Source organism: Oceanicella sp., from assembly GCF_056449545.1.
The window spans coordinates 1-14,102 of the sequence record NZ_JBWOMN010000150.1 but is presented as its reverse complement, the minus strand read 5'-3'; the positions used below and the strand labels follow the sequence as shown (position 1 = coordinate 14,102).

Annotated in this window: 13 protein-coding genes; 10 read left to right on the top strand and 3 right to left on the bottom strand. The window is 68.2% G+C overall.

The features are described 5' to 3' along the window. Nucleotides 1-5 precede the first annotated feature (5 nt). Together AC1HC7_RS19065 and AC1HC7_RS19060 are read right to left on the bottom strand one after the other, a co-directional pair. Nucleotides 6-935 (bottom strand): substrate-binding domain-containing protein, encoded by a 930-nt coding sequence (locus AC1HC7_RS19065; RefSeq protein ID WP_479499322.1) that lies wholly within the window; start codon nucleotides 933-935, stop codon nucleotides 6-8. Between the two features lie 39 nt (nucleotides 936-974). Continuing rightward, nucleotides 975-1,928, bottom strand: a complete 954-nt coding sequence (locus AC1HC7_RS19060) for a MurR/RpiR family transcriptional regulator (protein WP_479499321.1) — start codon at nucleotides 1,926-1,928, stop codon at nucleotides 975-977. Nucleotides 1,929-2,152: 224 nt separating this feature from the next. Between AC1HC7_RS19060 and AC1HC7_RS19055 the strand changes: the two genes are divergently transcribed. The 9 genes from AC1HC7_RS19055 (at nucleotide 2,153) to AC1HC7_RS19015 (ending at nucleotide 12,472) form a co-directional block, all read left to right on the top strand. Beyond that, the gene (locus AC1HC7_RS19055; RefSeq protein ID WP_479497325.1) at nucleotides 2,153-2,944 is read left to right on the top strand and encodes an N-formylglutamate amidohydrolase; all 792 of its coding nucleotides are present in this window, start codon (nucleotides 2,153-2,155) and stop codon (nucleotides 2,942-2,944) included. A gap of 50 nt (nucleotides 2,945-2,994) precedes the next feature. Further along, complete coding sequence (locus AC1HC7_RS19050) at nucleotides 2,995-3,591, top strand: TRAP transporter small permease subunit (RefSeq protein ID WP_479497324.1); 597 nt, start codon at nucleotides 2,995-2,997, stop codon at nucleotides 3,589-3,591. Next, nucleotides 3,591-4,913, top strand: a complete 1,323-nt coding sequence (locus AC1HC7_RS19045) for a TRAP transporter large permease (RefSeq protein ID WP_479497323.1) — start codon at nucleotides 3,591-3,593, stop codon at nucleotides 4,911-4,913. The genes AC1HC7_RS19050 and AC1HC7_RS19045 overlap by 1 nt, the downstream gene beginning before the upstream one ends. Before the next feature lie 195 nt (nucleotides 4,914-5,108). Next, a complete protein-coding gene (locus AC1HC7_RS19040) occupies nucleotides 5,109-6,158 on the top strand; it encodes a TRAP transporter substrate-binding protein (RefSeq protein WP_479497322.1) in 1,050 nt (349 codons plus the stop codon). A 146-nt stretch (nucleotides 6,159-6,304) separates the two neighbouring features. Further along, nucleotides 6,305-7,672, top strand: coding sequence for a glutamine synthetase family protein (locus AC1HC7_RS19035; protein WP_479499320.1), 1,368 nt, complete (start codon nucleotides 6,305-6,307; stop codon nucleotides 7,670-7,672). Between the two features lie 3 nt (nucleotides 7,673-7,675). Further along, complete coding sequence (locus AC1HC7_RS19030) at nucleotides 7,676-9,085, top strand: aldehyde dehydrogenase family protein (RefSeq protein ID WP_479497320.1); 1,410 nt, start codon at nucleotides 7,676-7,678, stop codon at nucleotides 9,083-9,085. Nucleotides 9,086-9,103: 18 nt separating this feature from the next. After that, nucleotides 9,104-10,249 carry an iron-containing alcohol dehydrogenase gene (locus AC1HC7_RS19025; protein ID WP_479497369.1) on the top strand — a complete coding sequence of 382 codons (1,146 nt, stop codon included), beginning with the start codon at nucleotides 9,104-9,106 and terminating at the stop codon, nucleotides 10,247-10,249. Between the two features lie 112 nt (nucleotides 10,250-10,361). After that, nucleotides 10,362-11,450, top strand: coding sequence for an isocitrate/isopropylmalate dehydrogenase family protein (locus tag AC1HC7_RS19020; RefSeq protein ID WP_479499319.1), 1,089 nt, complete (start codon nucleotides 10,362-10,364; stop codon nucleotides 11,448-11,450). Beyond that, nucleotides 11,447-12,472, top strand: coding sequence for a Gfo/Idh/MocA family protein (locus AC1HC7_RS19015; RefSeq protein WP_479497318.1), 1,026 nt, complete (start codon nucleotides 11,447-11,449; stop codon nucleotides 12,470-12,472). The genes AC1HC7_RS19020 and AC1HC7_RS19015 overlap by 4 nt, the downstream gene beginning before the upstream one ends. Before the next feature lie 6 nt (nucleotides 12,473-12,478). Here AC1HC7_RS19015 and AC1HC7_RS19010 read toward each other — a convergent pair whose 3' ends face one another. Next, the gene (locus tag AC1HC7_RS19010; protein ID WP_479497317.1) at nucleotides 12,479-12,937 is read right to left on the bottom strand and encodes an Rrf2 family transcriptional regulator; all 459 of its coding nucleotides are present in this window, start codon (nucleotides 12,935-12,937) and stop codon (nucleotides 12,479-12,481) included. Between the two features lie 410 nt (nucleotides 12,938-13,347). Between AC1HC7_RS19010 and AC1HC7_RS19005 the strand changes: the two genes are divergently transcribed. After that, on the top strand, nucleotides 13,348-14,004 hold the full coding sequence (locus AC1HC7_RS19005) for a peroxiredoxin (RefSeq protein ID WP_479497316.1): 657 nt from the start codon (nucleotides 13,348-13,350) through the stop codon (nucleotides 14,002-14,004). The last annotated feature ends 98 nt before the right edge of the window (nucleotides 14,005-14,102 follow it).

The following is a 14,102-nucleotide window of genomic DNA, read 5'->3' as shown; positions in this document are numbered from 1 at the left end:
GACGCTCAGGCGCCGTTCCAGCGCACCCGTCCGAAATCGCGCAGGTCGTAACCGCCCAGCGCCCGCGCGTGGCGGGCGAACGCCTCGCCGCGACAGAACCCGAACAGCGCTTGCAAAGGCGGTTCGAAATACGCCCGGCGGTCGATCAGCAGATCAAATCGTTCTTCAGCGGTGGGCAGGAAATCCAGCCCGTAGCGGCGCGCCATCGACGCCAGCCCCGGCGCCGCGTCGGCCTGACCGGCGGCCACGGCGGCGGCGGCGGCGCTTTCGGTGCGGGCCAGGTTTTCGGTGAAATCCAGATCGCCCGGGGTCAGCCCCGCCTCCCCCAGCATATGATCCAGCAGCAGCCCCGCCCCCGCCGCCGGCTGTCGGCGCACCACGCGCCGCCCGCGCAGATCGGCGACCCCGGCGATCTTCGCCGCCAGCCCGGGCGCGAGGATCAGCCCCTGGCCGCGTCGCGCCCATTCCACCATCACCGCCGGCGCGCCGGGCAGCGCGCGGGCCACGCGCCCGACGTTCCAGCCGCCGGATTCGGGTTCGAACACATGCAGCCCGGCGGCCAGCGCCTCGCCCGCCGCGAAGCGCTCCAGCCCGTCGAGACTGCCGTCAAAGCCGGTGGCGAGCCGCGAGCCGCTTTCCCGGATCGCCCAGTCGAGGAGCGGATCATGGCTGCCCGCGATCACCCTGGGCGGCGCCGGGCGGGTCTCGGCGGGCGTCGTCGCGGGGCGGGGGCGGTCCCCGGCCAGCCAGGCCTCGACCTGCGCGCGCGGGAACAGCAGCTTGCCGGTCACGCGGCGACAGGGGATCGCGTCGGCGGCGGCGAGTTCGTAGATCTTGCGTTCCTTCACCCGCAGCAGCGCCGCGACCTCGCGCGTGGTGAGGAATGCCGGGGCGGCGCCCGCTTGCGGGGCGGCATCGGGGGATCTGACGGCCATGGCGCGCTTATAGCAGTTTTCGGCTTTCAGGGGCGCCGATCAGGTGAATTTGCGAAAGGTCTTGGTGCGGTCGAACATCGCCTCCAACTCGCGCATGCGGTCCTTGGTGTGGTCCCAGGTCTCGGTCTCCACCGCCGCCATCAGCGATTCCACGATGAACATGGGCACCACGTTGGAATCCCAGGCCGAGGGCGCCTCGATGCGGGCGTGAAAGCTGTGGCGGCACAGCTTGGCGATGGGCGAGCCCCAGTGATCGGTCAGCAGCACCAGCGCCGCGCCCTTGTCGCGTGCGGTTTCCGCCAGCCGCTGCAGGTCGCGTTCGTAGCGGCGCATGTCGAAGATCACCACCACGTCGCCCTCCCGCATGTCCAGCGCCAGATGCGGCCAGGCGTTGGAGGTCGAGGGCGCCAGCGTCACCCGGTCGCGGATCACCTGCATATGGGTGACGAAATACGCCGCCAGCGACCCGGAAATGCGCCCGCCGGACGCATACACCGCGCGGTCCCGATCGGCGAGCAGGGCGACGACGGCGTTGAAGGTTTCGGGGCTGATCTGGCGCAGGGTCTGGCGCAGATTGTCCAGCGCGGCTTCGGCGAAGCGGTTGAGGATATGGGTTTCCGGCGCGCTTTCCGCCCAGCGATCATGGCGCGCGATCGGGTTGGAGATGGTGGCCTGCAATTCCTCGCGCAGCGTCGCCTGCATGTCGGGAAAGCCGCTGAAGCCCAGCTTCTTGGCCATGCGCACCACCGTGGGCGTGGACACGCCGGAGGCCTCGGCCACCGCGGTGATGCTGCCGAGCCCCAGCACCGGATAATCCTGAAGCATGGCGTTGGCGAGCTGGCGTTCGGCCCGCGTGAGGCTTTCAAAGCCGCTGCGGATGCGCTCCGCCACCGTCTGTTCGCGTTCGAACTGCATGGAAATCCGCCTCTGCCGCCTCGCCGCCTCGCCGCCTCGCCAGCGCTGGAAATCCACTATCTGAAAAAAATAAGCCATGCGCAACGACTCGGAAACTTTAGTTTCAGAAACTGGTTGACTGGCGTCCCATATCTGGAATGCTCTGAGCCGGACAAGGGAGGGGTTCGGCACTCATGGACAGAGCTGCGCCAATGCGAAACGCTGCGTCGGACGGCGTGCGGAACGGGGCTGAAGACCGGGCCGCCGACAAAACCGGTGACCGGACCGGTGACCGGGATTCGCGGCCGCTCGAAACGGTGTCCGTGCTCAATCCCGACGGCGCCGGGCCGTTGGTGCTGGTCTGCGAACACGCCTCCTGCTTCATCCCTCCGGCGCTGAACGGGCTCGGGCTCGACGATGCGGCGCGGCGCAGCCACGTGGCCTGGGATCCCGGCGCGCTGGCGGTGGCCGAGGAAATGTCGCGCCGGCTTGACGCGCCGCTGGTGGCGCAGCGGGTGTCGCGACTGGTCTATGACTGCAATCGCCCGCCCGAATCGCCGAGCGCGGCGCCGGCGCGGTCGGAACTCTACGACATACCGGGCAATGCCGGGCTCGACGCGGCGCAGATCGCGGCCCGGGCGCGGGACTATTACGCGCCGTTCCGCACGGCGCTGAAAACCCTGCTCGACGCCCGCGCCGGGCGCGAGACCGCGCTGGCGACGGTGCATTCCTTCACCCCGGTCTATCTGGGCGCGGCGCGGGACGTGGAGCTTGGCGTGCTGCATGACGCCGACGCGCGGCTGGCGGACGCGCTGCTGGGGCTTGGCGGCCCGGCGCGCTTCGCGGGCGGCGACCTGATTGTTGAACGCAACGCCCCCTACGGCCCGGCGGACGGCGTGACCCACACCCTGCGCGAACACGCCCTGCCCCGCGGCATGCTCAACGTGATGCTGGAAATCCGCAACGACCTGATCGCCGCGCCCGGCGCCCAGCGCGCCATGGGCGCGATGCTGGCCGAACGGCTGCGCGCGGCGCTGCAGGACGCCCGGGCCGCCGCGGCAAGCGCCCACCCCAACGAAGCGGCAAGCGCCCACCCCAACGAAAAGGCAAGCTGAACCGATGCAGCCATGCGCAAGGACTTTCCCCCGGCCCCGAGGCCGCGCCGATGCCTGAAGCGATCAAGCGATACGTGCGCGTGGTGGACGCGGTGAACCGCCGGATCGGGCGATTCGCCATGTATCTGATCTTCGCGATGATGGCGGTGCTGTTGTGGTCCTCGATTTCGAAGGCGTGGTTCACGCCCTCGGTCTGGACGCTGGAGACCGCGCAATTCGTGATGGTCGCCTTCTACCTGCTGGGCGGGGCCTATTCGCTGCAGATGGGCGACCATGTGCGCATGGATCTGGTCTACGGAGCGCTCAGCGACCGGCGCAAGGCCGAACTGGACGTGTTCACCATCCTGTTCCTGATCTTCTACCTGGCGGTCCTGCTCTATGGCGGGCTGTCCTCGACCAGCTACGCGATGGAATACGGCGAGCGCAGCTATTCGGCGTGGCGCCCCTACATGTGGCCGATCAAGGTGATCGCCGTCATCGGCATCGTGATGATGCTGCTGCAGGCCTTCGCGGCGCTGTTCCGCGACATCGCGAAGATCCGCGGCGTGGACATCGGCCGCGAACATCCCGAGGAGCACGACCACGGCGTCGGCCCCCTCCTCCCCGAAGAAAAAACCGACGACAAGTCCAACGGCGGGGCCGCCTGATGAGCTACGAAATGATCGCGCTGCTGATGTTCGCGTCGATGATGCTGATGCTGATGACCGGACAGCGGGTGTTCGCGGCGATCGGGTCGGTGGCGGTGATCACCGCGCTGTTCCTGTGGGGCGACGGCGGCGCCGAGATCGGCTTCACCGCCGCCATGAAGCTGATGAAATGGTATCCGCTGCTGACCCTGCCCCTGTTCATCTACATGGGCTACATGCTGTCGGAATCCGGCATCGCCAGCGATCTCTACAAGGCGTTCCATGTCTGGATGGGGCCGGTGTCGGGCGGGTTGGCCATCGGCACCATCCTGCTGATGGTGGTGATTTCCGCCATGAACGGGCTCAGCGTCGCGGGCATGGCCATCGGCGCCACCATCGCCATGCCCGAATTGCTGCGCCGGGGCTATGACAAGGTGATGGTCACCGGGGTGATTCAGGCCGGGTCCAGCCTCGGCATCCTGGTGCCGCCCTCGGTGGTGCTGGTGCTCTACGGCATGATCGCCCGCCAGCCGGTGGGGCAGCTTTGGCTGGCCGGGGTGATCCCGGGGCTGATGATGGCCGGGCTGTTCATCCTCTACATCGCGGTGCGCTGCTTTTTCCGCCCCGAACTCGGCCCGGTGCTGCCGCCCGAAGAACGCAACGTGCCGCTGCGCGAAAAACTGGCGCTGCTGAGCGCCGGGGTGATCCCGCTGCTGATCTTCTTCGCCATGACCGGGCTGTTCCTGATGGGCTACACCAGCCTTGTCGAAAGCTCTGCCGTGGGGGCGCTGGCGGCGACGCTGGCGGCGCTGGTCAAGGGCCGCCTGACGCGCGCGGTGATGGACACGGTGCTGCGCCGGACCATCGGCATTTCCTGCATGTTCATGTGGATCATTCTCGCGGCGCTGGCCTTCGGGTCGGTGTTCGACGGGGTGGGCGCGGTGAAGGCGATCAAGGGGTTCTTCCTCGACCAGCTCGGGCTCAGCCCGTGGGAGGTGCTGATCCTGATGCAGATATCGTTCCTGCTGATGGGCACGTTCCTGGACGACACGGCGATGCTGGTGATCGTGGCGCCGCTTTACGTGCCGCTGGTCAAGGCGCTGGGCTTCGATCTGATCTGGTACGGGGTGCTCTACACCATCACCTGCCAGATCGCCTACATGACCCCGCCATTCGGCTATAATCTGTTCCTGATGCGCGCCATGGCGCCGCCGGAGGTGACGCTGCGCGACATCTACGCGTCGATCATCCCCTTCGTCGGCATCATGCTGGTGGCGCTGGCGCTGGTCATGGCGTTTCCGCAACTGGCGCTGTGGATGCCCCACAGCTTCTATTCGCGCTGAGGCCGGGCGGGCAAAACGGGGGAGGCGAGACGCAGTGGGGTTAACGGGCCGCCCCCGCGCGCGACGAAGGATGCGCCCGCAACCAGACCCCGCCCGCGCCCATCGCCGCGGGGCTCGAGGGGCGCAAGACAGGCCGCGCGGCGCGGGCCGGCGCCTGAACGACGAAACCGACACGACCGAAAAGGGAGAAGAAAGATGACCAACAGACGCGATTTCCTGAAGACCACCACTCTGGGCGCCGCCGCGGCGGGCGCCGCGACGCTGGCCGCGCCGGCGGTGCACGGTCAGTCCAAGATCGTCTGGCGCCTGCAGACCTATGCCGGCCCGGCGCTGGGCGAGCACGTGATCAAGAATTCCATCGACGCCTTCAACAAGGCCGCCAACGGCGAGATGGAGATCGAACTGTATTACGCCGACCAGCTGGTGCCCACGGGCGAGCTGTTCCGCGCCATGCAGCGCGGCACCATCGACGCGGTGCAGTCGGACGACGATTCGATCGCCGCGCCGGTCGACATCTCGGTGTTCGGCGGCTATTTCCCCTTCGCCACGCGCTACTCGCTCGACGTGCCGGTGCTGTTCAACCAGTACGGGCTGAAGGAGATCTGGGAAGAGGCCTATGGCGAGGTCGACGGCGTGCAGTGGCTGTCCGCCGGCGCCTGGGATCCCTGCCACTTCAACACCGTGGACCCGATCCGCAGCCTCGCCGACCTGAAGGGCAAGCGGGTGTTCACCTTCCCGACCGCGGGCCGCTTCCTCAGCCGCTTCGGCGTGGTGCCGGTGACCCTGCCCTGGGAGGACATCGAGGTCGCGGTGCAGACCGGCGAGCTTGACGGCATCGCCTGGTCGGGCATCACCGAGGATTACACCGTCGGCTGGGCGGACGTGACCAACTACTTCCTCACCAACAACATCTCGGGCGCCTGGTGCGGGTCCTACTTCGCCAACCAGGACCGCTGGAACGACCTGCCCGAGCACCTCAAGACCCTGTTCCGCATGTCCATGGACAGCTCGCACTACTACCGCCAGCACTGGTACTGGGGCGGCGAGGCGGCGCTGCGCACCAACGGCACCAAGATGGAGCTGACCTCGATTCCCGACGAAGAATGGGCCACGGTCGAGGCCGAGGCGCTGAAATTCTGGGACGAGATCGCCGCCACCTCGGAGCGCGCCGCGCGGGTGGTGCAGATCTTCAAGGACTACAACGCGGTGATGGCCAAGGCCGGGCGCCCCTACCGCTACGGCTGATCCGGACGGCGACCCTGGCCGCGGGGGCCCGGCCCGATCCGGGCCCCCGCGGCGCATCGCGCCCAGGCGGCGCCTGTCGATTGACGGGCGTCGCTTTGGCGCGCAGAAATCGATTCGCAGGCAAAGACACGAGGACAACGCGACCCATGGCTGGCAAACTCTCGATCGAGGATCTCGCGGCGCTGGTGAAAAGCGGCGAGATCGACACCGTGATCGTCGCGCAGGTGGACATGCAGGGCCGGCTGATGGGCAAGCGCTTTCAGGCCGAATTCTTCATGGAAAGCGGCGTCGACGAGACCCATAGCTGCAACTACCTGCTGGCCACCGACATGGAGATGGAGACCGTCGAGGGCTACGCCGCCACCAGCTGGCAATCGGGCTATGGCGACTACGCCATGAAGCCGGACCTGAACACGCTGCGCCGCATCCCCTGGCTCGACGGCACGGCGCTGGTGCTGTGCGACGTGATCGACCACGCCAGCCACGCGCCCATCGCCCATTCGCCGCGCGCCATCCTGAAACGCCAGATCGCCCGGCTCGAAGCCATGGGCATGCGGGCGATGATGGCCACCGAGCTGGAATTTTTCCTGTTTCGCGAAAGCTACGAGGAGGCCCAGGCCAAGGGCCACGCCGACCTGACCCCGATCAGCGCCTATAACGAGGATTACCACATCTTCCAGACCACCAAGGAGGAAGACGTGATGCGCGCCCTGCGCAACGGGCTGAACGGCGCCGACATCCCGGTGGAATGCTCCAAGGGCGAGGCCGACGCCGGGCAGGAAGAGATCAACATCCGCTACGCCGACGCCCTGACCATGGCCGACCGCCACGCGATCATCAAGAACGGCGCCAAGGAGATCGCCTGGTCCAAGGGCCGTTCGATCAGCTTCATGGCGAAATGGAAATACGGCGCGGCGGGCAATTCATCGCATGTGCACCAGTCGCTCTGGGGGCTGGACGGGACGCCGCTGTTCTTCGATCCGAGCGCCGAACACGGCATGTCGGCGCTGATGCGCAAATACATGGCCGGACTGCTGGCGCACGCCTCGGAGATCACTTGCTTTCTCGCCCCCAACATCAATTCCTACAAGCGCTTCACCGACGGCCTGTTCGCGCCCACCAAGGCGGTCTGGTCCATGGACAACCGCACCGCCGGCTACCGGGTCTGCGGGGCGGACAGCAAGGCGGTGCGCGTGGAATGCCGGGTCGGGGGCGCCGATCTGAACCCGTATCTGGCCATGGCGGCGCTGATCGCCGCCGGCATCGACGGCATCGAGAACGACCTGACGCTGGAACCCGAGACCACCGGCGACGCCTACGGCGCCAGCGGCGTGCGCGCGGTGCCGGGCACGCTGCGCGAGGCCGCGGCGCTGATGGACGGCTCCGCCTTCCTGCGCGCCGCTTTCGGCGACGCCGTCATCGACCACTACGTCCATGCCGCGGCGTGGGAGCAAACCGAATACGACCGGCGCGTTACGGACTGGGAAGTCCGGCGCGGATTTGAGAGAGCCTGAGCCATGTCAAACCCCACCCAAGACGCCCAGTCCGCGAAGACGCTGAAATGCGTGTCGCCCATCGACGGATCGGTGTTCGCCGAACGCCCGGTGGCCGATTCGGTCACCGCCAGCCATGTCATCGAGGCGGCGCGCGCCGCCCAGGCCGATTGGGCGCGCCGCCCGCTCGCCGAACGCGCGGCGCTGGTGATGAAGGGCGTGGAGCGGCTCGGCGCCATGGGCGACGAGGTCACCGTCGAACTCGCCCACATGATGGGCCGCCCGATCCGCTACGGCGGCGAATTCGGCGGCGTCAACGAACGCGCCGCCCACATGGCGGCGATCGCGCAAGACGCGCTGGCGCCGCTGATGATCGAGGATTCGGACGATTTCAAGCGCTACATCGCCCGCGAACCCCATGGCGTGGTGTTCGTGGTGGCGCCCTGGAACTACCCCTACATGACGGCGATCAACACCGTCGCCCCGGCGCTGATCGCCGGCAACGCGGTGGTGCTGAAACACGCGACGCAGACCCTGCTGGCGGGCGAACGCATGGTCCGCGCCTTCGCCGAGGCCGGGATGCCCGAGGGCCTGTTCGCCAACCTGTTTCTCGATCACGAGACCACCGCGGCGCTGATCGCCGCGAAAAGCTTCGATTTCGTCAACTTCACCGGCTCGGTGAATGGCGGGCGGGCCATGGAGCGCGCCGCCGCCGGCACCTTCACCCCGCTGGGGCTGGAACTGGGCGGCAAGGATCCGGGCTATGTCATGGAGGACGCGGATCTCGACGCCGCCGCCGCCACCCTGATCGACGGCGCCATGTTCAATTCCGGCCAGTGCTGCTGCGGCATCGAACGCATCTACGTGGTCGAGCCGCTGTTCGACGCCTTCGTCGCCAAGGCGGTGGAGATCGTCAACGGCTACCGGCTGGGCAATCCCATGGACAAGGCGACCACGCTCGGCCCCATGGCGCATGTGCGCTTCGCCCGCCTGGTGCGCGAGCAGATCGCCGAGGCCCTGGCCGCCGGCGCCGCCGCCCATATCGACCCGGCGCATTTCCCCGAGGATGACGGCGGCGCCTATCTCGCGCCCCAGATCCTCACCGACGTCACCCATGACATGCGGGTGATGCGCGAGGAAAGCTTCGGCCCCGTGGTCGGCATCATGAAGGTGAGCGGCGACGAAGAGGCCATCGCGCTGATGAATGACAGCGATTTCGGGCTGACCGCCGCGCTCTGGACCAGGGATGTCGATCGCGCCGAACGCATCGGCGCGCGGATCGAAACCGGCACCGTGTTCATGAACCGCTGCGATTATCTCGACCCGGCGCTGTGCTGGACCGGCTGCAAGGACACCGGGCGCGGCGGCGGCCTGTCGGTGATCGGGTTCCACAACCTCACCCGCCCGAAATCCTACCATCTGAAGAAGGCCTGAGCCATGCGCATCCGTGAAATGTCACTCACCGCGAACTGGAGCTACCCCACGACCATGCGCTTCGGCGCCGGGCGGATTTCGGAACTGGCCGAGGCCTGCGCCGCCTCGGGCATCTCCCGTCCGCTGCTGGTCACCGACAAGGGGCTCGCCGATCTGCCGATCACGCGACACGCGCTCGACCTGCTCGACGCCGCCGGGCTGGGGCGGGCGATGTTCGCGGACGTGGACCCCAACCCCAACGAACGCAACCTCGCCGAGGGCATCGCCGCCTTTCGCGCCGGCGGCCATGACGGGGTGGTGGCCTTCGGCGGCGGTTCCGGCCTCGATCTGGGCAAGCTGGTCGCCTTCATGGCCGGGCAGACCCGTCCGGTCTGGGATTTCGAGGATGTCGACGACTGGTGGACCCGCGCCGATGCCGACGCCATCGCCCCCAACGTCGCCGTGCCGACCACGGCGGGCACCGGGTCCGAGGTCGGGCGCGCCGGGGTGCTGACCAATTCCGAGACCCATGTGAAGAAGATCGTCTTCCACCCCAGGATGCTGCCCTCGGTGGTGATCTGCGATCCGGAACTGACCGTGGGCATGCCGCCCGCGATCACCGCGGGCACCGGCATGGACGCCTTCGCCCATTGCCTCGAGGCCTATTGCTCGCCCTTCTACCATCCCATGAGCCAGGGCATCGCGCTCGAGGGCATGAAGCTGGTCAAGGACCACCTGCCCACAGCCTACGCCGCCCCCGGCGATCTGGTCGCGCGCGCCCATCTGATGAGCGCCGCGGCCATGGGCGCCACCGCCTTCCAGAAGGGGCTCGGCGCGATCCATTCGCTGTCGCACCCGGTGGGCGCGCTCTACAACACCCATCACGGCACCACCAACGCCGTGGTCATGCCCGCGGTGCTGCGCTTCAACCGCCCCGCCATCGAGACCCGCATCAACGACGTCGCCGCCTATCTGGGGATTTCCGGCGGCTTCGACGGGTTTTTCGATTACGTGCTGGAATTGCGCGCGGAACTGGGCATCCCCGACAAGCTTGGCGAAATGGGCGTCGGCACGGATCGCATCGACGAAATGGCGGCGATGGCGATCGTCGATCCCACGGCGGGCGCCAACCCGATCGAGCTGACGCTGGAGGACGCCAAGGCGCTGTTCGCCGAGACCATCTGACCCCCGGCGAGCGCCGATCGAAGGCGCGCCGGCGACGGCGCGCCTTTTCCTTTCGGATTCCTGTCATGCTCAGCTACCCTGAGCGCGGCGCCGGCGGCGCACAGGGGGTGTCATGGCGCAAGAATTCGACATCGCGGTCTTCGAGGGCGACGGCATCGGGCCGGAGATCATGGCCCCGACGCTCGACATCCTCGCCCGGCTCGCCCGCGACGGCGGTTTTGCGCTGAACTTCAACACCCTGCCTGCGGGCGCCGCCTGCTATCGCGACACCGGCGAGGCGCTGCCCCCCGCCTCGCTCGCCGCCGCCCGCGCCGCCGACGCCATCCTGCTCGCCGCCATGGGGCTGCCGGATGTGCGCTACCCCGACGGCACCGAGATCACGCCGCAAATCACCCTGCGCATGGAACTTGACCTGTTCGCCGGCCTGCGCCCGGTCACCGTGCCGCTCGGTCATCCGACGCCGCTGAACCTGCCGCCGGGCAGGACCATCGATTTCATGCTGATCCGCGAATCCACCGAGGGCCTGTTCCATTCGCTCGGCAAGGGCGAGGTGTCGCGGGACGAGGCGCGCGAGACCCTGCGCATCACGCGCAGGGTCTCGGAAAAGCTGTTCGCCTGCGCGTTTCGCCTCGCCGCCCGGCGCAAGGCGCAGGGTCGGGGCCCGGGCCGCGTGACCTGCGTCGACAAGGCCAACGTGTTTCGCGCCTTCGCCTTCTTTCGCGGGATATTCGAGGAGGAGGCGGCAAAGCATCCCGACCTCATGGCCGATTGCGCCTATGTGGACGCCATGGCGCTGTGGATGGTGCAAAAGCCCTGGGAATTCGACGTGCTGGTGACCGAGAACATGTTCGGCGACATACTCTCGGATCTCGGGGCCGGGTTGATGGGCGGGCTGGGCCTGGCGCCCTCGGCGGATGTGGGCGAACGCCACGCGGTGTTCCAGCCCTGCCACGGCACCGCGCCGGACATCGCCGGGCGGGGGATCGCCAACCCGACCGCCATGCTGCTGTCGGGGGCGATGATGCTGGACTGGCTGGGCGAGGAACGCGATTGCGAGGCCGTCGCCGGGGCCGGCGCGCGCCTGCGCGCCGCAGTGAACGCGGTGATCGCCTCGGGCGCGGCGGCCACCCGCGATCTGGGCGGCGCGGCCTCGACGCGCGACGCCGCCGATGCGGTGACGGCGGCGCTGGGCCGCGCGTGAACGCGCCGCTGACCGTCGCCTGCGTCGGCGCCGGGTATTTCGCGCGGTTCCACCACGCGGCGTGGCGGCGCATCGACGGCGCGGCGCTGGTCGCCGTCGCCGACCGGGATCCTGCCAGGGCGCAGGCCAGCGGCGCGGCGGCGTATTCCAATGCGGGCGCGATGCTGGCGGCGACCCGCCCGGACATCCTCGACATCGCCACGCCGCCCGACACCCATGCCGATCTGATCCGGCTGGGGCTGCGCGCGGATCTGCGCGCGATCATCTGCCAAAAGCCGTTCTGCGGCGCGCTGCAACCGGCGCGCGAGATGACCGAACTGGCCGAGGCCGCCGGCATTCCGCTGATCGTCCACGAAAACTTCCGATTTCAGCCGTGGCATCGCGCCATGAAGGCGCAGATCGCGGCGGGCGCGATCGGCGAGGCGCTGCAGATCGCCTTCCGCCTGCGCCCCGGCGATGGCCAGGGCGCGACCGCCTATCTCGACCGCCAGCCGTATTTTCGCGCCATGCCCCGGTTTCTGATCCACGAAACCGGCGTGCACTGGATCGACCTGTTTCGGTTTCTTCTGGGCGAGCCGCAAACCGTCTACGCCGATCTGCGCCGCCTCAACCCGGCGCTGGCGGGCGAGGATGCCGGGTTTTTCATCCTTGGCTACGGCGACGGCCGCCGGGCGCTGTTCGACGGCAACCGGCTGCTCGATCACGCCGCGCGAGACCCCCGCCGCACCATGGGCGAGGCGCTGGCGGAAGGGACCCGGGGCGCGCTGGCCCTGGACGGCGGGGGCGCGCTGCATCTGCGCCGCTTTGGCGAATCCGACTGGATCCAGGTCTTCACGCCGCCCGACCCCGTCGATGCGCCGGGCTTTGGCGGCGGCTGCGTGGAGGCGCTGCAGGCCCATGTGGTCGCCCATCTGCGCGGCGGCGCGCCGCTGCAAAACCCCGCCCGCGCCTATCTGCGCACTCTCGAGATCGAACGCGCGGTCTACCGGTCGGCCGAGACCGGACGGCGGATCGACCTCTGAACCCGGCTACGACGCGGTTTCCAACCCCGCCGCGCCCAACCCCATCAGGTCGCGCATGGCTGCGGGTTCGGCCACCAGATCGGCGAGCGTATAGCCGTCGAGCACCTGCATGAACGCCTCCAGCGCCCGCCCGATGATGGTGCGGAACCGGCAGGCGTCGATCAGCGGGCATTCATTGGTTTCGGGGTCGAGGCATTCGACCATGCAGGCGCCGATCTCCATGCTGCGCACGATCTCGCCGACATTCAGCGACGCCGCCGGGCGCGCCAGCCGCACCCCGCCGCGCCGCCCGCGCAGGGTCTCGACGAAGCCGCGCGCCGCCAGGGCGTTGGCGATCTTGGCCAGATGCGCCTCGGACATGTTGCAGGCGCTGGCGATTCGGGACACCGGCGCAACCCGCCCGTCATTCAGCGCGCAGAACATCATCAGGCGCATGGCGTGATTCGATCGGATGGTGAGTTGCATGCGGCCGCGCGCCCCTTGAATCGGATTCTTCCGCACTTGTAGTAGCCTCGGCGCGGCGCGGCGGCGTTGACCCAGATCATGTTGCGCCGCCGAGGGGCGCTGATCACCGATGCCGGATCCGCCTCGCGTGGATTGCGAAGCGCGTCGCGAATCAAATGCGGCCCGAACTTTCGTCGGGATTGCATTGCGTGATCGAATTGTAAGCTATGCTGCCCTGAAAGCGGATGACGCCGCGATGCGCCGGCTGGGCGCTCGCGTGCGACCTTCCCGGGAAACGCTGGCGCAAGGGAAACCCGGCCCGGAGCGCGGCGGCGCACGCATTTCTTTACGCATTGCTCGGTAGGCTTCAACGGCGTATCCCTGAGCCTGGTTTCGCCCAGTCTCAGGACGATCTGACAGGAGATCCTCAAATGACCGACTCACCCATCGTCAACGCACCCTTCAGCCTGCCCCGGCTGAACGAGCCGGCGCCGTATTTCGACGCGCCGACCACGTCCGGGCAACGGTCGCTTGACGACTACAAGGGCAAGTGGTTGATTCTGTTCTCGCATCCGGCGGACTTCACCCCGGTCTGCACAACGGAATTCATGGCCTTCGCCCGGCGAGCCGCGGATTTCAAGGCGCTGAACTGCGAACTTCTCGGCCTGTCCATCGACAGCCATTACGCGCATATCGCCTGGCTGCGCTCGATCAAGGAGAATTTCGACGTCGACGTGCCGTTCCCGATCATCGCCGACCTGTCCATGGAGGTCGCGACCACCTACGGCATGATCCAGCCCGGCGCCTCGGACACCTCGGCGGTGCGCGCCACCTTCCTGATCGACCCCGAGGGCGTGCTGCGCGCCATGGTCTACTACCCCATGAGCAACGGGCGCTCGATCGACGAATTCATGCGCCTGCTGATCGCGCTGCAGACCTCTGACGCCAACGCCTGCGCCACGCCCGAGAACTGGCAGCCCGGCGACCCGGTGATCGTGCCCCCGCCCGCCACCGCCGAGGCCGCCGAAAAGCGCGCCTCCGAGGGCTACAACACCGTGGACTGGTATTTTTCGACCCGCAAGCTCTAGGCGCGCGAAGCGAAGCCGGCCGCGGGGGTGGGGGCCGGGGCACGGGCGGGGGGCCCGCGGCGAAACGTGGATAAACCAAAAAAAACACCCCCCGCCCC

Excerpts from the sequence above, each read along its gene's own strand:
- AC1HC7_RS19035 (WP_479499320.1), top strand. The coding sequence starts at position 6,305 with ATGGCTGGCAAACTCTCGATCGAGGATCTCGCGGCGCTGGTGAAAAGC.
- AC1HC7_RS19060 (WP_479499321.1), bottom strand. The coding sequence starts at position 1,928 with ATGGCTTATTTTTTTCAGATAGTGGATTTCCAGCGCTGGCGAGGCGGC.
- AC1HC7_RS19065 (WP_479499322.1), bottom strand. The coding sequence starts at position 935 with ATGGCCGTCAGATCCCCCGATGCCGCCCCGCAAGCGGGCGCCGCCCCG.
- AC1HC7_RS19030 (WP_479497320.1), top strand. The coding sequence starts at position 7,676 with ATGTCAAACCCCACCCAAGACGCCCAGTCCGCGAAGACGCTGAAATGC.
- AC1HC7_RS19020 (WP_479499319.1), top strand. The coding sequence starts at position 10,362 with ATGGCGCAAGAATTCGACATCGCGGTCTTCGAGGGCGACGGCATCGGG.
- AC1HC7_RS19045 (WP_479497323.1), top strand. The coding sequence starts at position 3,591 with ATGAGCTACGAAATGATCGCGCTGCTGATGTTCGCGTCGATGATGCTG.
- AC1HC7_RS19005 (WP_479497316.1), top strand. The coding sequence starts at position 13,348 with ATGACCGACTCACCCATCGTCAACGCACCCTTCAGCCTGCCCCGGCTG.
- AC1HC7_RS19050 (WP_479497324.1), top strand. The coding sequence starts at position 2,995 with ATGCCTGAAGCGATCAAGCGATACGTGCGCGTGGTGGACGCGGTGAAC.
- AC1HC7_RS19010 (WP_479497317.1), bottom strand. The coding sequence starts at position 12,937 with ATGCAACTCACCATCCGATCGAATCACGCCATGCGCCTGATGATGTTC.
- AC1HC7_RS19025 (WP_479497369.1), top strand. The coding sequence starts at position 9,104 with ATGTCACTCACCGCGAACTGGAGCTACCCCACGACCATGCGCTTCGGC.
- AC1HC7_RS19040 (WP_479497322.1), top strand. The coding sequence starts at position 5,109 with ATGACCAACAGACGCGATTTCCTGAAGACCACCACTCTGGGCGCCGCC.